The sequence below is a fragment of the Bradyrhizobium sp. CB1717 genome, from assembly GCF_029714325.1.
Classification (GTDB): Bacteria; Pseudomonadota; Alphaproteobacteria; order Rhizobiales; family Xanthobacteraceae; genus Bradyrhizobium.
In genome coordinates this window covers 3,211,416-3,229,825 of record NZ_CP121666.1, presented here as the reverse complement: position 1 = coordinate 3,229,825, position 18,410 = coordinate 3,211,416, and the positions used below count along the sequence as shown (strand labels likewise).

Sequence of the window (18,410 nt, the reverse complement as noted above, 5' to 3'; positions counted from 1 at the left end):
TCGCAAAAAAGGGCGCCCCGGTAACGGGGCGCCCTCGTTCGTCAGAACACAACGACAGGCGACCGCAGTCAACAGCCCTCGTCGGCAGCGGTTGACTTGCTGGCATCGGCCGCGGTGGACTTGGTCGATTGCTCGGCAGCCGTCGGCTGGCTCTGCATCTGACGCTGGGCATCCTGCGACGAGGCCGCGGTCCCCTCGGTCGCCTTGTTCATGGCCGAGGTCGGCGGATGCTCCTTGGCATTCGATGAAGCAACTCCCGTCGTCTCACCGGCTTTCCCTGTTGTCACCGGCCCGGAGCCGGCATCGCGGCTGGCCGTATTGCATGGACCGCCGAGCGCGATGGTCGAACTGAGCGCGAGCAGAGCGCCGACCAACATTGACTTCTGAAACATGACAATCTCCTTCCTCGCTTTCACCGGCTAGTGCTTGGCGGAGCCGGGTTCCGCCATCATGCGATGCGATCTCAACGTCGTCCCGCACCCCACGTTCCAGGCGCGGACCCGCGCCGCTATCGCTCATCCGGCTTTGCACCTCTTGCCTGAAGTCGCTTCGCTGATTTCTGGTGAAGCTGTTCCATCCGGCATTGCGAAGGCTTCTTGTCCGGGCGCCAGCGCAGGAGCTTCGTGCCGTGCCGAAATCGGTCGCCTGACACGTGGTCGTAGCAGACTTCGACGACGTGAACCGGCCGCACCGGATTCCACTCGGCAGATCGCCTGGTCGACCATCGGCTGGGCCCGCCCGGGGCCTTGCCGGTAAAGCTGCGCTTGCTGACGATCTTCTCGAATTTGTCGGTGAGGCCAGGCCTGTCGGACACCTTGATCGCCGAAGTGAAGCCGACGTGGTGCAGGCGGCCGGCGTCATCGTACAGCCCAAGCAGCAGCGAACCGATCACCTTCCGCCTGTCCTGCTTCTTCTCGCCATATCTGAAGCCTCCGACCACGCAATCGGCCGATCGCAGCAGCTTGATCTTCTGCATTCCGTCCCGCGTGCCACTGAGATAGGCGAGGTCCAGCCGCTTTGCCACGACACCATCGTGGCCATCCTCGACATGCTGGAGCCACCGCTTCGCCTCGGCAAAATTGCGGGTCGCCGGCGAAAGCTCGAATACATCATTGCCCCCGAAGTAGCGCCGCGCGAATTTTTCAAGCGCGGGCCGCCGTCTCGCAAGCGGAAGTGCTCCGACATCCACGTCACCCGATCGCAGCAGGTCGAAGGCGATGAAGCGTGCCGGCGTTTCCCGGGCGAGGCGCTTCACCCGGCTGGCCGCCGGATGTATGCGCTGGAGCAGGGCATCGAACGAGTAGCCTTCGTCGAGCTGGATGATGAGTTCCCCGTCGAGCACGTAGGAGCCGGCAGATATGGCCGACGCGGTGGAAGCGACTTCCGGAAAGTAACGTACGAGGTCGCGGCCGCTCTTGGACTGCATGCGAACGCCTCGACCGTCGCGAATGAGCAGGCAACGAAAACCGTCCCATTTCGGCTCGTATTGCCATTGCGCCCCGCGCGGAAGCTCGGTGACGGATTCGGCCTCCATCGGCTCCATGGTCAGCACTCGCAAAACGCCTTGATCAGCGAGACGCTGTTTGCACCCTCTCTCAAACGGGTTTGGCAGGATGTACCGTGCGCGGATGACGATCGTGCAGCAGTCGCGCAAGCGCTTCCCGCTCCGAGGCATGCCCCTTCATCGCCGTCTCGAACAGCGCCTCCTGGACGTCGCGCGGCATATCACCCCATACGTCCATGGCGGCCTGGCCCAGCAGATAAGCAAAGCGTTCGTCGGCCATGTCGATCCTCCCTCTCGTGCCTGAGGATAGGAACTGCAGGCGCCAGCCCGCGTTCCGTTTCCTCACGACCAATTTGAACGGGCAGAAATAGCTGCATGTCCGATCGGCCGATATCCGGCGGCCGGGACGAGACTTCGACAATTCTTAGCCAAGCGCCTGGCTTGCGAGCGCGTAGGTTACGGGCGTCTGTCCGGCGCGATCATTGGGAGCACGAAACTCGCCGCCCAGCGACATCGTCGTGACGGTGTCGAAAAAGACGAGGCCACACCGTGCCAGGAAGGAGCAGAACTCCCCGTCGGCCAGATGCGTGTCGATCCGCAGAAACTGTCCTTCGTGAGCTGCGACATGCGGCGCGACGACCAGAATCGCATCCTCGTCGCTCGACGCGACGACGGGCCCCACGACGTGCCCTCGCCCAAACGGGCGACACAATGCGAAAGCTTCGAGACGACCTTGCCGACAGAGTCCGAACGCGGCGGATTGTTCGAGCAGTGCCGCAAGCAAATCGGGGCGCGAGGCGCCAAACGCCTGCGCATCCAGCTCAGCGATGGCCGGCAGGTCCTTCCGATCCAGCTCCCGCAGCTCGGCCCCTTCGGAAGGGCTAGGCACCTCACCGAACCGCTGCGCCTCGGCTTGCCGCTGGAACACCGTTCGTTCGCGACGAAAGCCGAGCGAGAGATAGAGCTTGCGCGCTGCTCGCGTGGCATTGAGGCGGAGATTGCGTCCCTTGGCGGCGGACAGAATGCGCTTCATGAGCCATTGGGCTGTGCCAAGTGCCTGAAGACGGGGCGAGGTGATGACCATGCCGACAGTGGCGAAATCCGCCCCATGGGGAAACCACATCGCCGATCCCAGCACCCGCCCGATTTCATCATGAACGACGATGCCGTGGCCGGTGTCGCGCAGAAACTGCCAGTCCTCGGGGCGGTGCGGCCAGCCGACACCGATCGAGAGGGTGTAAAGTTGGTCGAGCTCGACCGTGTCGATGTCAACCGCACGCACATCGAATGCGTCGATCGTCAGCGAACGGGTCGTGCGGGACTTCATGTCTCCCCCTGATCGGCCGGACCTTGGTCGCGGTAGCGTGTTCCGAGTTCGCTCCAGGGCCGCTGTGGCGCTCAGCATAACCGAGCTTCGCCGCAGATTACGTTTCAGAACAGCCATCTGGCGAAACAATCCACCAAATCGCGATTGCATTCGGCACCGGATCGAACGCCGCTCCGATAGCATAGTGCAACCGGGTGAATTCGCCATGCCCTGCGTGTCCAAAGCCCCGGCGGACGGCGCCACTCGCGCGGTCATCGACAACATCAAGCGATGTGAAGCGGCCTCGACCTCGTCGGGCTGCTGGATCGGACTTGTGGTTACTGAAAGGAACCCAACTTGCTGCTGAAACGGATTGATCCCAACCCGAATTTCGCCCCGGAGGAATCCGGCCCAATCCCGGAGCGGCTCATTGCCGGCGCGCCGCACTTCAAGACCTGGGCGCAGGACGAGGCCAAGGGTGAGCTGGTGCATACCGGCGTATGGGAAGCGACGCCGGGCGAGACGCGCTCGATCAAGGGCGAGACCTTCGAATTCTGTCACATCCTCGCCGGCAGGATCGAGATCACGCCGGATGGCGGTGAGCCGATCACGTTTAGGGCAGGCGACAGCTTCGTCATGAAGCCCGGCTTTACCGGCGTTTGGAAGACCATCGAGACCGTCCGCAAGATCTACGTCACGGTGTCATAACGAGGCGCAACAGATGCAGAAACTGATTGACCAGCAACTCTTCCGCCAGCAGGGCTTGATCGGCGGCCAATGGCAAGCGGCGCTTTCGCGCGCGACGATCGACGTGATCGACCCGGCGACGCAAACCGTTCTGGGGACCGTGCCGGATATGGGCCGGGACGACACACGCGCCGCCATTGCAGCGGCCGCGAAGGCTTACGCGCCATGGCGCGCGAAGACCAATGCCGAGCGCGCCGCGCTTCTGGAAGCCTGGCACGGCCTCATGATCGCGCATCTCGACGACCTCGCGCGCATCCTGACGCTGGAACAGGGCAAGCCCCTGGAGGAGGCTAAGGGCGAGATTCGCTACGGCGCCTCCTTCGTCAAATGGTTCGCAGAGGAAGCCCGGCGGATCGCTGGCACCACGATCCCCTCGCCCACACCGGACCGGCGCATCGTCGTGCTCAAGGAGCCGGTGGGCGTGTGTGCGATCATCACGCCCTGGAATTTCCCGAACGCGATGATCACCCGCAAGGTGGCGCCCGCCCTCGCGGCGGGATGCACCGTCGTGATCAAGCCATCGGACTTCACGCCCTATTCGGCGCTGGCTCTCGGCGTGCTGGCCGAGCGCGCCGGCATTCCCGCCGGTGTCATCAACATCGTCACCGGCCTGCCGACCGAGATCGGCGCCGAGCTCATGGCCAACGAGACGGTGCGCAAGATCTCTTTCACCGGCTCGACCCGCGTCGGCTCGCTGCTCATGCGCGGTGCCGCTGACAGCATCAAGCGCGTCAGCCTCGAGCTCGGCGGAAATGCGCCCTTCATCGTCTTCGACGATGCCGACCTCGACCTCGCGGTCGAGGGTGCAATCATGTCGAAATTTCGCAATGGCGGCCAGACCTGCGTCTGCGCCAACAGGATCCTCGTGCAGGCCGGCGTGTATGATGCCTTTGCGGACAAGCTCGTCGCCCGCGTCAAGTCCATGAAGGTGGGATCGGGACTCGAGCCGGGCGTGGCGATCGGGCCGATGATCAACGAAGCGGCGATCAGCAAGATCAACCGCCATGTCGCCGACGCGCTGTCCAAGGGCGCCCGTATCGCCGCGCGACCGGCGGACTTGCCGAAGGGTCCGCAATTCACCGCGCCGATCGTCCTGACCGGGGCGACCACCGACATGGTGCTGGCGCATGAGGAGACATTTGGTCCCGTAGCGCCTCTCTTCCGCTTCGAGACCGACGAGGAGGCGATCGCCATCGCCAATGCGACGCCCTTCGGCCTCGCCGCCTATTTCTATACGCGCGATCTGAAGCGGTCCTGGCGCATTGCGGAGGCGCTCGAGGCCGGCATGGTCGGCCTCAACACCGGCATGGTGTCGACCGAGGTGGCCCCGTTCGGCGGCATCAAGCAATCGGGCCTGGGGCGTGAGGGCGCGCAGGTCGGGATCGAGGAATATCTCGAGACCAAGGCCTTCCACATTGGTGGGCTGGGCTAGGCGGCAGCGGGCGAAAGGCGTAGCCCTTTCGCCCTACTGCACGCGATCGAGCATCTTGTAGTATAGTCCCACCAGCGGCAGGAACCACGGCTTGCCGAAGTGACCGGGCACCGCGGGCCAGTCGAGGCCCTTCATCGGATTTCGATCTTCGCGTCCGAGCATCGCATCGGCGATGATCATGCCGAGATGGGTCGACAGCTGCGCGCCGTGACCGGCATAGCCCATCGCATACCACAGCCCGTCCTGATAGCCTGCGCGCGGGAAGCGGTCGCTGGTCATGTCGACAAGCCCACCCCAGCAATAGTCGATCTCGATGCCGGCGAGCTGCGGGAAGATTCGCGTGAGACCGTCGACGAGAATGGCCCCGCTCTTGGCATCGGAACGCTGGTCCGATGTCGCCGAGAAGCGCGCCCGTCCGCCGAAGATCAGACGGTTGTCGGGCGCGAGGCGGAAATAGTTGCCGACATTCATCGACGTGACGCAAGTGCGATTGCCGGGCATGGTGGCCGCGATTTCAGCCGCATCGAGCGGACGGGTCGCGATGATGAAGCTGCCGACGGCGACGAGGCGTCGCCGGAAGTAACCGAAATTGGGCGTGGTGTAGGCGCCGGTCGCCAGCAGCACCTGATCGGCGGTGACGCTGCCGCGGGGCGTCGTCAGGCGATGGCGCGATCCTTCGCGCGCCTGTGCGGTGACCGGTGCCTGCTCGAAGACGATCGCGCCGCGGCGCTTGGCGGCCTCCGCCAGCCCGACGCCATAGCGCCCCATATGCATCATCGCGCTCTTCTTCGAGAGCATCGCGCCAAAGAAGGGCGAGCCGATTTCGGCGCCGAGATCCCCGACGGACAGCAATGCGGTGTCCGGATCGACCTCGCGATGGACCGCTTCGAAATTGCGCGCGATGGCGTCGAGATGCTTCGGCTTGGAGGCGAGCTTCAGCTTGCCGGCGCGGCGAAAATCGCATGCGATGCCCTCCTCCGCGATCAGCGCCTCGAGCGTGTCGATCGAGGCATCGAGCGCGTGGTAGAGCGCGACGGCTCGCTCCTTGCCTAATTCCGCCTTGGCGGCGAGATAGCTGTGGGCGAGCCCATTGTTGAGATGACCGCCGTTCCGGCCCGATGCGCCGCCGATCACCCGGTCCGCCTCGAGCACGACAACCTTCGTTCCCGCCTTGGCAAGCTGACGCGCAGCTCCGAGGCCAGTGAAGCCACCGCCGATCACCGCGACGTCATAATGCCCTTCGACGGGGCCTTCGGCGCCGCCGGAAAAGCGCGGCGCGGTATCGTGCCAATAGGAGACGTATTTCACCGCAGATCCCGCCGGCTCAGAGTCCGAACACGCCCGGCAGGCCGCCGATATCCTTGATCTCGACATAGCCGTAATAGGGGTTGGCGGGCTCGTGCCCCCGATTGACCCAGACCTTGTTTTTGATGCCGAGGTCGTGCGCGGTCATCAGGTCGTAGCGGAAGGACGAGGAGCAGTGCACGACGTCCTCAGGCCCGCAGCCCAGCGTATCGAGCATGAATTCGAAGCCCTTCATGCGAGGCTTGTAGGACCGGGCCTGTTCGGCCGTGAGCGCGGCGTGAAAAGGCGCCCCGAGCCTGGCAACGTTGGACGGAAGCTGCGCATTCATGGCGTTGGAGAGGATGACGAGCGGAATCTCCTTGGCGACCCTGGCAAGTCCGGCAGGAACGTCGGGATGCGGTCCCCAGCTCGGCACGCGGTCATAGACCATCTGCCCATGCTCGGACTTGAAGGCGACACCGTTGCGCTTGCACGCACGCTCCAGCGCATTGTGGATCACGTCGGCATAGGGCTTCCAGTCGCCGAGAATCTCGTCGAGTCGATACGCCGCGAAATCGCGCACCAGCGCGGTCATTTGCGCTTCAGGAAGATGCGCGCGATAGAGATCCTGCGCCGCTTCCGCCATCTGGAAATTCGTCAGCGTACCGTAGCAGTCGAAGGTCACGTATTTCGGGCGAAACTGGCTCATCATCCTATCCTGGTGCGCTCGCGCAATATCAAGGCTGCAACCATAGAACGTCAACGCGGCATAAGATGCGGCTTTTTCGCCGGCTGCGGTGGAAGATATCGTTCGCGCCGGGCCCTTCAGACGATCTGCACATCACCAAGATAGGAAACTGGTGCCGGACAGGAACACGAGTCAATGACCCAGAGCACCATATCGCTCACGGCCTTTCGGCCCGACCATCTCGAAGGCGCGTTACGTCTTTCGCGCCAAGCCGGATGGCCGCACCGCCTCGAGGACTGGCAATTGGCGCTCGATCTCAGCGCGGGGGTAGTCGCCCTGAATACGGATGCTTCAACCGTCGTCGGAACGATCCTGATGACGCCCTACAAGCGGAACGTCGCAACCGTCAACATGGTCATCGTCGACGAAGCCGCCCGTGGCCGCGGATTGGGACGCCGGCTCATGGAAGCCATCATCGAGCAGGCAGGATCGCGCACGCTGAGGCTGGTTGCGACCGGCGAGGGCCTGCCGCTGTATCAAAATCTCGGCTTTCACAGCACCGGAACGATCATCCAGCACCAGGGACTGGCCTTGCCCGTCGCTGCGCCCGCCGATGTCCGGCCGGCCGAGTCGCACGATATCTTCGGCATCCTCGAGCTCGACCGAAGCGCGTTCGGCGCCGACCGCAGATGTCTGCTGCGGACGCTCGCGGAGGTCGGCCAACTCGCCGTACTCGATCGTGGCCACGGGATCACCGGATTTGCGGCGTCGCGCGCCTTCGGCAGAGGTGAAGTGATCGGACCCGTGGTTGCAGCGAATGCCGATGACGGAAGAGCCCTGCTCAGCTTCTTCATGGCCCGAAGCGAGGGACGCTTCGTTCGCGTCGATACTACCGAAACCTCGCAATTGAGCGCCTGGCTCTCGGAGCAAGGGCTGGTCCAGGTGGGCGACGGCATCGCCATGCAGCGCCCCGTCGGGGTGGGGTCCAGTCCTTCCACATTCACGACATTCGCCCTCGCCAGCCAAGCTTTTGGATAGACGGAGACTTTGATGCTGAGCAATTCGCTCGTCGAGCTCGACCGGGCTCACCTCATCCACCCGGTCGCATCGTACCGGGGCCACGAAGCGGCCGGCGTCAAGGTGCTGAAGTCGGCCAGGGGAGCGACCGTGACGGACGCTTCCGGACATCAGTTGATCGACGGCTTCGCCGGACTCTGGTGCGTCAATGCCGGCTACGGGCATGAGAGCATCGTTGCGGCCGCTGCCAGCCAGATGCGGGAGCTTCCCTACGCGACGGGCTATTTCAGCCTTGGCTCGGAGCCCGCGATCCGGCTCGCAGCCGAATTGGCGCAGCGCGCGCCCGGCGATCTCAACCACGTCTACTTCACGCTCGGCGGCTCGGATGCCGTCGACAGCACGGTCCGCTTCGTCCGCTATTACTGGCACGCTCGGCGCGAGCCGCTGCGCGAGCATTTCATCTCGGTCGAACAGGGCTATCACGGATCTTCGACGGTCGGCGCCGGGCTGACGGCCCTGCCCGCCTTCCACGCCGGATTCGGCGTGCCACTCAGCTGGCAGCACAGGATTCCCTCGCACTACGTCTATCGCAATCCGGCCGGCGAGGACGACGACGCCATCATCGCAGCCTCGCTCGTCGCGCTCGACGCGAAGATCGAAGAGATCGGCGGCGCGCAACGCGTCGCCGCGTTCTATGCCGAACCGATCCAGGGTTCAGGCGGCGTGCTCGTCCCCCCGAAGGGCTGGATGAAGGCCATGCGCGCACGGTGCAAGGCGCTTGGCATCCTCTTCGTCGCAGATGAAGTCATCACCGGGTTCGGCAGAACCGGGCCGCTGTTCGCATGCAGCGAGGACGACATCATCCCCGACCTCATGACGGTCGCCAAGGGATTGACCTCGGGATACGTCCCGATGGGTGCGGTCTTCATGTCGGATCACGTCTACGACACGATCGCCGATGCGGCGGGCGCGACCGCCGTCGGCCACGGCTACACCTACTCCGCCCATCCGGTCAGCGCCGCGGTCGCCCTGGAAGTGTTGCGCCTCTACGAAAACGGCCTGCTCGAGAATGGCGCGAGAGCGGGTGCCCGTCTGATCGCTGGGCTTCAATCGCTCAGGGATCATCCCCTGGTTGGAGACGTGCGCGGCCGCGGCATGCTGGCCGCCGTCGAACTCGTCACCGACAAGCAACGCAAGACGCCGCTTCCTGCAGCGGCCGAGCCAGCAAAGCGCATCTTCGACCGGGCCTGGAAGAACGGCCTCGTCATCCGGGCCTTCCCCACCGGCGTACTGGGTTACGCGCCGCCGCTCTGCTGCTCCGAGGCGGAGATCGACGCCATCATCGAGCGCACCGCCCGGACACTGGACGATACGTTGGCTGATGCCGAAGTTCGCGCCGCACTGCGATAATAATAGGCATGCACAACGAGCCGGCTGGAGGCAGGTCCGAAACACTGGAAACAGAGACATCTTCGCAATTTTGTGCCGCCGCTCGCGGTTTTTTCGGCCAAAGCCGCGGAACTATCCTGCGAGACTTTGATCGCAGGAAGGAAGTGCAGTTCTGAGTGGAGACACGGCACCGTCGTTACGACGGACCACGTCGGCATCCACCACAACGGCGCGGCAGAACAATCTGCCGCTCACCGCAATACGGGTCGTAGCCTTAGCCAGCGAGGGGATTGACATGAGCGACACGACGAACTGGTCCTGTTCAGACGATGCCACGATCGAGAACGCCATTCGGCGCGGGGCTTCGCGCCGCGATCTTCTGAAGCTGATGCTCGCCAATGGCGTGGCTATGGCGGCAGCCGGCACGATCTTCGGCCGCGCGTCGGACGCGGTGGCGGCGACATCCGTGAAAGGCGGCGCCCTGAAAGCCGCGGCATGGTCCTCGTCGACCGCCGACACGCTGGACCCGGCCAAGGCCTCGCTCTCGACCGACTATGTTCGCTGCTGCTCCTTCTACAATCGCCTGACATTTCTCGACCAGACCGGCGTGCCCCAGATGGAGCTCGCCGAATCGATCGAGAGCGGCGATGCCAAGACCTGGACGATCAAGCTCAAGAAGGGCGTCACCTTCCACAACGGCAAGGAGCTGAGCGCCGACGACGTCATCTTCTCGCTGAAGCGCCATCTGGACAAGGCGACCGGATCGAAGGTCGCCGCGATCGCGTCTCAGATGACCGGCTTCAAGGCCGTCGACAAAAGCACCCTCGAGGTGACGCTGGCGAATCCCAACGCAGACCTGCCGACGATCCTGTCCATGCATCACTTCATGATCGTGGCCGACGGCACCACCGACTTCTCCTCGGGCAACGGCACCGGCGCGTTCACGTGCAAGCAGTTCACCCCCGGCGAGCGCTCGATCGGCGTGCGGAATCCGAACTACTTCAAGGGAGGGCCGAATGTCGATTCATTCGAGTTCTTCGCGATTCCCGACGAAAACGCCCGGATCAATGCCCTGTTGTCCGGGGACATTCATCTCGCCGCCTCGATCAACCCACGATCGGTGCGCCTCCTCGACGGCAAGGATGGCCTTGCGCTGTCGACGACCACGTCGGGCACCTACACCGACCTGAACATCCGCATGGACATGGCGCCCGGCAACGTCAGCGATTTCGTGGAGGGCATGAAATACCTTGTCAACCGCGAGCAGATCGTCAAATCGGCTCTGCGCGGCTTCGGCGTCGTCGGCAACGACCAACCCGTCTCGCCCGCCAACGCCTACCACAATGCGGCCCTCAAGCCGAAATCGTTCGATCCGGACAAGGCAAAATTCCATTTCCAGAAGGCCGGCGTGCTGGGTCAGACCATCGAGGTCATCGCTTCCGAGGCGGCCGGTTCGTCGATCGACATGGCCATGATCGTCCAGGCAAGCGCCGCCCAGATCGGCATGAAGCTCGATGTGAAGCGCGTGCCCTCCGATGGTTACTGGAGCAATTACTGGCTGAAGGCGCCGATCCATTTCGGCAATATCAACCCGCGTCCGACACCCGACATCCTGTTCTCCCTGCTCTACAAGTCGGATGCGGCGTGGAACGAGAGCCGCTTCGTCTCGGAGAAATTCGACAGGATGCTGGTCGAGGCCCGTGGCTCGCTCGATCAAGCCAGGCGGCGCGAGATGTACAATGAAATGCAGGTCCTGGTGTCGGAGCACGCCGGCACCATCATCCCGGCCTATATCTCCAACGTGGACGCCATCACCGCCAAGCTGAAGGGACTGCAGCCCAACCCGCTGGGCGGCATGATGGGCTACGCCTTCGCCGAATATGTCTGGCTTACCGCCTGACCGGCGCAAAGGCGAGGTCCCGGCTCGGGATCCCGAGATCGGAGCCCGAGCTGAATGAAATGACGGGGCGGGGCGTGGAGGACGAATGTGAGAGGACAAGTTTCGTCGCTTGTGGTGAGGCGGCTACTCATCGCCTTGATCACGCTCGTGATCGTTTCCTTCGCCGTCTTCTTTGCGACGGCGCTCCTGCCCGGCGACACTGCCACCATCCTGCTCGGGCAGTCCGCGACGCCTGAAGCTGTCGAGGGCCTGCGTAAGGCCATGCATCTCGACGATCCCGCCATCATCCGCTTCCTGAGATGGGTCGCCGGCCTGTTCCAGGGCGATTTCGGCAAGTCTTACGCAAACAACGTCCCGGTCGCCACTCTGATCAGCGGACGGTTCGTCAACACGTTGAAGCTTGCGGGATTGACCGCTGCGATTGCCGTGCCGCTCGCGCTGACGCTCGGCATCACCGCTGCGATGTGGCGCGGCACGCTGTACGACCGCATCGTGACCGTCGGAACCATCGGCATCATCTCGGTGCCGGAGTTCATGATCGCAACGCTGGCTGTGCTGCTCTTCGCGGTCTACCTCAAATGGCTGCCGGCGCTTTCTCTCACCAACGAGGTCAAGTCGTTCCACGACCTGGTGCGGATCTACGCGATGCCGGTCATGACACTCACGTTCGGCGTTTCGGCCCAAATGATCCGCATGACACGCGCCGCCGTGGTCGAAACATTGAACACACCCTATGTCGAGATGGCGCTGCTCAAGGGCGCCTCGCGTCCCCGGCTCGTGCTGCGACATGCCCTGCCCAATGCGCTCGGCCCCATCGTCAATGCGGTCGCGCTCTCGCTGTCGTACCTGCTCGGCGGCGTCATCATCGTGGAGACCATCTTCAACTATCCCGGCGTGGCTAAGCTGATGGTCGATGCCGTTTCGACCCGTGACCTGCCGCTGATCCAGACCTGCGCGATGATCTTCTGCCTGGGTTATCTGGCACTGATCACAGCCGCCGACATCATTGCCGTCGTGTCCAATCCGAGGCTCCGATGACGAATCCGACCTCGTCAGGCCGGCTCAGCATGCGCTTGGGCTATCGCTTCAATCTCGTGGGCGTGTCGGCCCTTGGCATCATCCTCCTCTGGGCCGGCGTCGCCCTGTTCGCTCCGCAGATCATCCCGCATTCCGTGGGCGAGATCGTCGACGCCGACTATTTTGGCCCCATGAGCCGGGACCTGTGGTTCGGCTCCGATTATCTCGGCCGGGATATCTTCTCGCGCATCCTGATGGGCGCGCGCTATACGCTCGGCATCTCGCTTGCGGCCGTCTCCATTGCCTGCTTCAGCGGCGTCGCGCTCGGCATGACTGCAGCAGTCGCCGGAGGTTGGTGCGACAGCATGCTGAGCCGGTTTCTCGATGCGCTCAACTCTATTCCCAGCAAGCTGTTCGGCCTCGTCGTGGTCGCCGCGGTCGGCTCGTCGATCCCGGCACTCATTGCGACGCTCTCGGTGATCTACACGCCCGGCGCCTATCGCTTCGCTCGTGCCCTCGCCGTCAACGTCAATACGATGGACTTCATGGTGGTCGCCCGTATCAGAGGCGAACGCCTGCCCTATCTCATCGCCTCCGAGATTCTTCCAAACATTCTCGGCCCCGTGCTCGCCGATCTCGGCCTGCGCTTCGTCTTCATCGTGCTGCTGCTCTCCGGCCTGTCCTTTCTCGGGCTCGGCGTGCAACCGCCCTACGCGGACTGGGGCGCGCTGGTTCGAGAGAACATCGGCGGGCTGCCCTTCGGCGCGCCGGCGGTGATCTTCCCGTCGCTCGCGATCGCAAGTCTCACCATCAGCGTCAACCTTCTGATCGATAACCTGCCGCGCAGGATCCGCGACCGGAGCGCCGAATGACGGGAAACCTCGTCGAGATCCGCAATCTCAGGGTTGAAGCAACGACCGACGCCGGCAGGCGGGTCGAGATCATCAAGGGCGTCAGCCTCGACATTGCCGAAGGCGAGATCGTCGCCCTCATCGGCGAGAGCGGCTCGGGCAAGACCACGATTGCCATGACGCTGATGGGCTACGCCCGGCAGGGCTGCGCGATCACCGATGGCGAGGTGCGGGTGGGCGGCGTCGACATGGTGAAGCTTTCGGAAGCGGAACGCGCCAGCATTCGCGGAACGGGCGTCGCCTATGTACCGCAGAGCGCCGCGGCCGCGTTCAACCCTGCACTCACCATCATGGACCAGGTCATCGAGGTGGCGCGGATCCACAGACTCATGTCGGCCACTGAGGCGCAGGCGAAAGCCCTCTTGCTCTTCAAGGCCCTGTCGCTGCCGCAGCCCGAAACGATCGGCAACCGCTACCCGCACCAGGTCTCCGGCGGTCAGCTGCAGCGCCTCGCCGCCGCGACGGCCCTGATCGGTCAGCCGAAGGTGGTCATCTTCGATGAGCCCACCACGGCGCTCGATGTCACGACGCAGGTCGAGGTGCTGCGGGCGTTCAAGTCCGTCACGGCGCAGCACAACATCGCCGGCGTCTACGTCTCGCACGATCTTGCGGTCGTTGCCCAGATCGCCGACAGGATCGTCGTGCTCAAGGACGGTACGGTCCAGGAAATGGGAGCGACCAACGATATCCTCGAGGGGGGCCAGCACCCCTACACCAGGGAGCTGCTGGCCGCGTTCAGGCCAAAGGCCCAGCAGCGGCAGCCTGACGACGAGAGCGCGACGAAGCGCCCGTTGCTGGAGGTCGACAATCTCACGGTCGGCTACGGACCTCGCTCGCGCGATGGACAGCCGCTGATCAAGGCCGTGCAGGCGGTCAGCCTCAAGCTGGATCAGGGCCGGAATCTCGGCATCATCGGCGAATCCGGCTGCGGCAAGTCGACGCTTGCCCGCGCGATTGCCGGCATCCTGCCGGCCCATGCGGGCGACATCATCTTCAACGGGCGCGAATTGGGAAAGGCCGGCCGCAACCGCACCCGCAACGAGCTCCGCGAGATCCAGATCGTGTTCCAGCACGCGGACACCGCGCTCAACCCGGCAAAGTCGGTGGAAGACATCCTGAGGCGTCCCCTCGCCTTCTACCACGGCATGAGAGGCAAGGCGCGCGATGCGCGCGTCAACGAGCTGCTCGATCTGGTTCGGCTGCCCAAATCCGTGCGGCATCGACTGCCGGGAGAGCTGTCAGGCGGTCAAAAACAGCGCGTGAACTTTGCCCGGGCACTCGCTGCCGAGCCGACGCTCATCCTGTGCGACGAGATCACGTCGGCCCTCGACACGGTCGTGGCGGCCGCGGTGGTCGAGCTGCTGAAGGAGTTGCAGCGCGAGCTCGGCATCTCCTACATCTTCATCAGCCATGACCTGTCGGTGGTCGAGGCGATCTGCGACGAAATCATCGTGATGTATCGCGGTCAGAAGGTCGAACAGATCGCCTCGACCCGTCTGGCAGCACCGGAGCACCCTTATACGCGGCTGCTGTTCTCTTCGGTGCCCAAGCTCGATACCCGCTGGCTCGACAATCTGGAACGGGATGCCGAACAGGTACGGGCCTATGGCCATCCGTAGGCGCAGCCGGCATCAAGCCGGGAACAGGCTGGTCAGCGGCATCTGCGACCGGACGATGGGCGATTTGAGGACGACGAAGCTGAAATACTTGTCGATACCGATATCCATGTCCGTCAACCGTTCCATGATCGTCTGGTATTCGCCGATGCTGGCGGTGACGAACTTCAGCATGTAGTCGTACCCTCCAGAAACCAGATGACATTCGATCAACTGGTCGACCTTGTCGACCGCTGACAGGAAACGAGCGAAGTCGATCTGTCGATGGTTCTTCAACGTCACTTCGGTGAACACTGTCAGCGTCTGTCCCAGCTTGCGCACATTGATCTGGGCGGAATACCCCTCGATGTAGCCCTCGGCCTGCAATCTCTTCACGCGCATGAGACACGGGCTGGGCGACAGATTCACCAGCTCGGCAAGCTCGACATTGGTGATGCGACCGTTCTTCTGGAGTTCGTGGAGGATCTTGATGTCGATCCGATCCAGCTTCATTGGTCTCTCTCCATCGAGCAGGCGCCAGAAGGCACAACAGAAAATTTGGTGCAATGAGCTAAAGGCTCACCTTGCCCGCAGCCGTCGTTTCCATCGAAGGCATATTATTCGAGAAAAACGTGGTTTTGCGATGCCTTGAGGATACAGCATAAAATGCTGGACTACCATCAAATCCAGTGCCGCTCGCGCCGATGGGCGATTTACCCTGTGTGGAGCGAAATCTAGGAAACCACGATGCCTGCCCCACTCAGCCATATCGAGACCTCACCGGATCTTCCCCGTAGCGCCGACGTGGTGATCATCGGAGGCGGCATCATCGGGGTGTTCGCGGCATACTATCTCACCCTGCGCGGGCTTGACGTCGCCCTCGTGGAGAAGGGACGAATCGGGGCCGAGCAGTCCAGCCGCAACTGGGGCTGGTGCCGGCAGCAAAATCGCGATGCCCGCGAGCTGCCGATGGCCACGCAGAGCCTGGACCTGTGGGAGAAGTTCGGCAGTGAGAGCGGCGAGAGCACCGGCTTCTCCCGCTGCGGCCTTCTGTATCTCAGCAACGACGAGGCGGAGCTCGAGGGCTGGGCGCGCTGGCGCGACTTCGCTCGGACGGCCGGCGTCACCACGCACATGCTCGATGCGACCGCGGCAACCCAGCGCGGCGCGGCGACGGGACGCGGCTGGAAGGGTGGCGTGTTCTCGCCAACCGACGGTATCGCCGATCCCGCCGAGGCTGCGCCGGCGGTGGCGCGGGCGATGCTCAGGCGCGGTGGCACGGTGCATCAGATGTGCGCGGCGCGCGGGCTGGAGACCGAGGGCGGCCGCGTGAGCACGGTTGTGACGGAGCGCGGCACGATTCGCACACGTGTTGCCATATTGGCGGGCGGCGCGTGGTCGTCGTCGTTCTGCCATCAGGCCGGCATCCGTCTGCCACTCGCCTCGATCCGCTCGTCCATCCTGTCGGTGTCGCAAGGTGCGAAAGGCCTGCCGGATGCACTCCACACTGCCGCTGTTTCGGTGACGAAACGCGTCGATGGCGGTTACACGCTCGCCATCAGCGGCCGGGGCCGGGTCGATCCGACCGCGCAGCAGCTGCGCTTCGCCCCGCAATTTCTGCCGATGTTTCTGCGGCGCTGGCGCAGTCTGCTCCCGGGCGGCCTCGAAGGCGTCAGGTCCGGACACGAAACGCTCCAACGTTGGCGCGTGAGCGAGCCGACACCGATGGAGCGCATGCGCATTCTGGATCCCACGCCCGATCGGAACACGATCGAGCTCACGCATCGGCGCGCGGTCGAACTGTTGCCCGCCCTGAAGGACACCAGGATCACCGCCGCATGGGGCGGCTACATCGACTCGACGCCCGATGGCGTGCCGGTCATCGGAGAGACGTCCGGCCTGCCTGGATTGGTCCTGGCCGCGGGCTTCAGCGGCCACGGCTTCGGTATCGGTCCGGGAGCCGGGCACCTCATCGCGGATATTGTGACCGGCGCCGCGCCGATCGTCGATCCTCAATCCTATCGGCCGGATCGCTTTGCCGGACTTGCGGTCGGAAAGGTCTCGGACTTCTAGAAAAGGTCATCATGCGCACCGAAGCGGGATCTGGCGCGCCACATCAGCATCCGTTCAGGGCGAGACCAGCTTCTTGCGGACCGCATAGCGCACCAGCTCGGCGGTGGACGACATTCTGAGCTTGCGCATGGCCGAGGCGCGATGGGTCTCGACGGTCTTCACGCTCAGATTCAGGATCGCGCTGATGGATCTGTTGGTGTTCCCTTCCGCGATCAGCTGGACCACGCTCTGCTCGCGTGATGTCAGCAGCATGTCGGCCCGGTTCTGCTTGTTCGCCTGGTAATCATGCAGGAGCTTCTCCAGGAGGACGCTGGTGAAGTAGGGCCTGCCGTCGAGCAAGGCTTCGATAGCGGAAATCAGATGCTTGCGGGCATCGGACTTGAACAGGAAGCCGCGAATGCCGGCCAGGATGGCCTCAGTCAGGAGTTCCTCGCTTTCGTGCATGGTCAGGATCAGCACCTCCGTTCGCACATGCAGCGTCCTGAGGCGACGGCTGACCTCCAGGCCGTTCATGATCGGCATGGAGTAATCGACAATCACGATGTCCGGTCGGGTTTCGAGCGCCAGCGCGACGGCCTGCTCGCCGTTGGTGGCCTCTCCGCTCACGATCCAGTCGGACCGCGTTCCAACGATCGCGCGAAGGCCGGAGCGTACGATTTCATGATCATCCGCAATCAAGATGCGTTTCACGACATCGTTCCCGTTTGCCGGCTCCTATCCGACCGGGCGGACAACGGCAGTGACCGGCCGTAGGGTCGAACGATCATACGGCGCCCTACGGCCAGCGTTATCCAACAAAACCCTGAGATGTCCCGGCGAAGGTACTGACGCCCAGGGTCGGCTCGCCGACGTCACCGTTCAGGCCTCGACCAGCCCGGTCCGGACCGCGTATCGGACGAGGCCCGCCGTCGAATTCACCTCGAGCTTGCGCATCGCAGCCGCCCGATGCGCCTCGGTTGTCTTGACGCTGAGATTGAGGATCGCGCTGATCCCCTTGTTGCTGTAGCCTTCCGCAACCAGCTTGACCACGAGCTGCTCGCGCGCCGTCAGCTCGTGATGCCGCTCGCCACCAGCACCCGCCCCGCGGTCGAATTCCGTCACGCAGCTCGTGGTGCAGAACGTCCGGTGCAACAGCAACGCCTCGACCGCCGCAACCAGCAGCTTGTTGGCGTCCGACTTCACCAGGAACGCACGCGCTCCGGCCTCGAATGCCTGCTGCGCGATCAGGCCCGAATTGTGCACGGTGAAGATCAGGACCTCGGTCTGCAATGGATGGTCCTTGATCCGCCGCGCCGCCTCCACGCCGGTCATGCGGGGCATCGAGAAATCGAGGATGGCGACGTGAGGCTGGCTCTCGATCGCCGCAGCGACCGCCCGGCCGCCATCGGTGACCTCGGCCACCACCTCCCAATCCGCCCGCTGTTCGAGCACCGCACGCAAACCAGACCGCACCGCTTCGTGATCGTCGGCTATGAGAATTCGTTTCATGGCAGCACGCTCCCAATCCTTCACGGCGGTTCGGCCGCCCATCCGGCCTGCCGCCGCGG

At 63.9% G+C, this 18,410-nt stretch carries 18 protein-coding genes; 9 read left to right on the top strand and 9 right to left on the bottom strand.

Annotation, left to right across the window (positions count from 1 at the left end; genetic code table 11):
• Window positions 1-68: 68 nt before the first annotated feature.
• The 4 genes from QA649_RS15225 to QA649_RS15210 form a co-directional block, all read right to left on the bottom strand.
• Window positions 69-392 (bottom strand): hypothetical protein, encoded by a 324-nt coding sequence (locus QA649_RS15225; RefSeq protein ID WP_260389186.1) that lies wholly within the window; start codon window positions 390-392, stop codon window positions 69-71.
• Between the two features lie 116 nt (window positions 393-508).
• Entirely contained in the window at window positions 509-1,534 is a 1,026-nt protein-coding gene (locus QA649_RS15220; RefSeq protein ID WP_283026031.1) for an ATP-dependent DNA ligase, read from the bottom strand.
• Window positions 1,535-1,595: 61 nt separating this feature from the next.
• The gene (locus QA649_RS15215; protein ID WP_018642579.1) at window positions 1,596-1,784 is read right to left on the bottom strand and encodes a hypothetical protein; all 189 of its coding nucleotides are present in this window, start codon (window positions 1,782-1,784) and stop codon (window positions 1,596-1,598) included.
• A 144-nt stretch (window positions 1,785-1,928) separates the two neighbouring features.
• Window positions 1,929-2,831, bottom strand: a complete 903-nt coding sequence (locus QA649_RS15210; protein ID WP_283024900.1) for a GNAT family N-acetyltransferase — start codon at window positions 2,829-2,831, stop codon at window positions 1,929-1,931.
• 336 nt (window positions 2,832-3,167) lie between these two features.
• Between QA649_RS15210 and QA649_RS15205 the strand changes: the two genes are divergently transcribed.
• Entirely contained in the window at window positions 3,168-3,518 is a 351-nt protein-coding gene (locus QA649_RS15205) for a cupin domain-containing protein (protein WP_283024899.1), read from the top strand.
• A gap of 13 nt (window positions 3,519-3,531) precedes the next feature.
• On the top strand, window positions 3,532-4,989 hold the full coding sequence (locus QA649_RS15200; protein WP_283024898.1) for an NAD-dependent succinate-semialdehyde dehydrogenase: 1,458 nt from the start codon (window positions 3,532-3,534) through the stop codon (window positions 4,987-4,989).
• 33 nt (window positions 4,990-5,022) lie between these two features.
• Here QA649_RS15200 and QA649_RS15195 read toward each other — a convergent pair whose 3' ends face one another.
• Window positions 5,023-6,297 carry an FAD-binding oxidoreductase gene (locus QA649_RS15195; protein ID WP_283024897.1) on the bottom strand — a complete coding sequence of 425 codons (1,275 nt, stop codon included), beginning with the start codon at window positions 6,295-6,297 and terminating at the stop codon, window positions 5,023-5,025.
• Between the two features lie 16 nt (window positions 6,298-6,313).
• Window positions 6,314-6,982 carry a haloacid dehalogenase type II gene (locus QA649_RS15190; RefSeq protein ID WP_283024896.1) on the bottom strand — a complete coding sequence of 223 codons (669 nt, stop codon included), beginning with the start codon at window positions 6,980-6,982 and terminating at the stop codon, window positions 6,314-6,316.
• Between the two features lie 174 nt (window positions 6,983-7,156).
• Between QA649_RS15190 and QA649_RS15185 the strand changes: the two genes are divergently transcribed.
• From QA649_RS15185 to QA649_RS15160, 6 genes are all read left to right on the top strand, one after another.
• Complete coding sequence (locus tag QA649_RS15185; protein WP_283024895.1) at window positions 7,157-7,999, top strand: GNAT family N-acetyltransferase; 843 nt, start codon at window positions 7,157-7,159, stop codon at window positions 7,997-7,999.
• A 12-nt stretch (window positions 8,000-8,011) separates the two neighbouring features.
• Entirely contained in the window at window positions 8,012-9,388 is a 1,377-nt protein-coding gene (locus tag QA649_RS15180; RefSeq protein ID WP_283024894.1) for an aspartate aminotransferase family protein, read from the top strand.
• A 274-nt stretch (window positions 9,389-9,662) separates the two neighbouring features.
• Window positions 9,663-11,267 carry an ABC transporter substrate-binding protein gene (locus tag QA649_RS15175; RefSeq protein ID WP_283024893.1) on the top strand — a complete coding sequence of 535 codons (1,605 nt, stop codon included), beginning with the start codon at window positions 9,663-9,665 and terminating at the stop codon, window positions 11,265-11,267.
• A gap of 87 nt (window positions 11,268-11,354) precedes the next feature.
• A complete protein-coding gene (locus tag QA649_RS15170) occupies window positions 11,355-12,305 on the top strand; it encodes an ABC transporter permease (protein ID WP_283024892.1) in 951 nt (316 codons plus the stop codon).
• Entirely contained in the window at window positions 12,302-13,156 is an 855-nt protein-coding gene (locus QA649_RS15165) for an ABC transporter permease (protein WP_283024891.1), read from the top strand. The genes QA649_RS15170 and QA649_RS15165 overlap by 4 nt, the downstream gene beginning before the upstream one ends.
• A complete protein-coding gene (locus tag QA649_RS15160) occupies window positions 13,153-14,814 on the top strand; it encodes an ABC transporter ATP-binding protein (protein ID WP_283024890.1) in 1,662 nt (553 codons plus the stop codon). The genes QA649_RS15165 and QA649_RS15160 overlap by 4 nt, the downstream gene beginning before the upstream one ends.
• A 12-nt stretch (window positions 14,815-14,826) precedes the next feature.
• Here the strand turns inward: QA649_RS15160 and QA649_RS15155 are convergent, their stop codons facing one another.
• Window positions 14,827-15,303, bottom strand: a complete 477-nt coding sequence (locus QA649_RS15155) for an Lrp/AsnC family transcriptional regulator (RefSeq protein WP_211405921.1) — start codon at window positions 15,301-15,303, stop codon at window positions 14,827-14,829.
• Between the two features lie 234 nt (window positions 15,304-15,537).
• Here QA649_RS15155 and QA649_RS15150 point away from each other — a divergent pair, with 234 nt between their 5' ends.
• Entirely contained in the window at window positions 15,538-16,863 is a 1,326-nt protein-coding gene (locus tag QA649_RS15150; RefSeq protein ID WP_283024889.1) for an FAD-binding oxidoreductase, read from the top strand.
• Window positions 16,864-16,917: 54 nt separating this feature from the next.
• Here the strand turns inward: QA649_RS15150 and QA649_RS15145 are convergent, their stop codons facing one another.
• The gene (locus QA649_RS15145) at window positions 16,918-17,553 is read right to left on the bottom strand and encodes a response regulator transcription factor (protein WP_018642565.1); all 636 of its coding nucleotides are present in this window, start codon (window positions 17,551-17,553) and stop codon (window positions 16,918-16,920) included.
• Between the two features lie 168 nt (window positions 17,554-17,721).
• Window positions 17,722-18,351, bottom strand: coding sequence for a response regulator transcription factor (locus QA649_RS15140; protein WP_283024888.1), 630 nt, complete (start codon window positions 18,349-18,351; stop codon window positions 17,722-17,724).
• Window positions 18,352-18,410 lie beyond the last annotated feature (59 nt).

Bases quoted from the DNA above. Each gene is read 5' to 3' on its own strand.
- QA649_RS15225 (WP_260389186.1), bottom strand. From the start codon at position 392: ATGTTTCAGAAGTCAATGTTGGTCGGCGCTCTGCTCGCGCTCAGTTCG.
- QA649_RS15220 (WP_283026031.1), bottom strand. From the start codon at position 1,534: ATGGAGGCCGAATCCGTCACCGAGCTTCCGCGCGGGGCGCAATGGCAA.
- QA649_RS15215 (WP_018642579.1), bottom strand. From the start codon at position 1,784: ATGGCCGACGAACGCTTTGCTTATCTGCTGGGCCAGGCCGCCATGGAC.
- QA649_RS15210 (WP_283024900.1), bottom strand. From the start codon at position 2,831: ATGAAGTCCCGCACGACCCGTTCGCTGACGATCGACGCATTCGATGTG.
- QA649_RS15200 (WP_283024898.1), top strand. From the start codon at position 3,532: ATGCAGAAACTGATTGACCAGCAACTCTTCCGCCAGCAGGGCTTGATC.
- QA649_RS15190 (WP_283024896.1), bottom strand. From the start codon at position 6,982: ATGAGCCAGTTTCGCCCGAAATACGTGACCTTCGACTGCTACGGTACG.
- QA649_RS15185 (WP_283024895.1), top strand. From the start codon at position 7,157: ATGACCCAGAGCACCATATCGCTCACGGCCTTTCGGCCCGACCATCTC.
- QA649_RS15180 (WP_283024894.1), top strand. From the start codon at position 8,012: ATGCTGAGCAATTCGCTCGTCGAGCTCGACCGGGCTCACCTCATCCAC.
- QA649_RS15175 (WP_283024893.1), top strand. From the start codon at position 9,663: ATGAGCGACACGACGAACTGGTCCTGTTCAGACGATGCCACGATCGAG.
- QA649_RS15165 (WP_283024891.1), top strand. From the start codon at position 12,302: ATGACGAATCCGACCTCGTCAGGCCGGCTCAGCATGCGCTTGGGCTAT.
- QA649_RS15160 (WP_283024890.1), top strand. From the start codon at position 13,153: ATGACGGGAAACCTCGTCGAGATCCGCAATCTCAGGGTTGAAGCAACG.
- QA649_RS15155 (WP_211405921.1), bottom strand. From the start codon at position 15,303: ATGAAGCTGGATCGGATCGACATCAAGATCCTCCACGAACTCCAGAAG.
- QA649_RS15150 (WP_283024889.1), top strand. From the start codon at position 15,538: ATGCCTGCCCCACTCAGCCATATCGAGACCTCACCGGATCTTCCCCGT.
- QA649_RS15140 (WP_283024888.1), bottom strand. From the start codon at position 18,351: ATGAAACGAATTCTCATAGCCGACGATCACGAAGCGGTGCGGTCTGGT.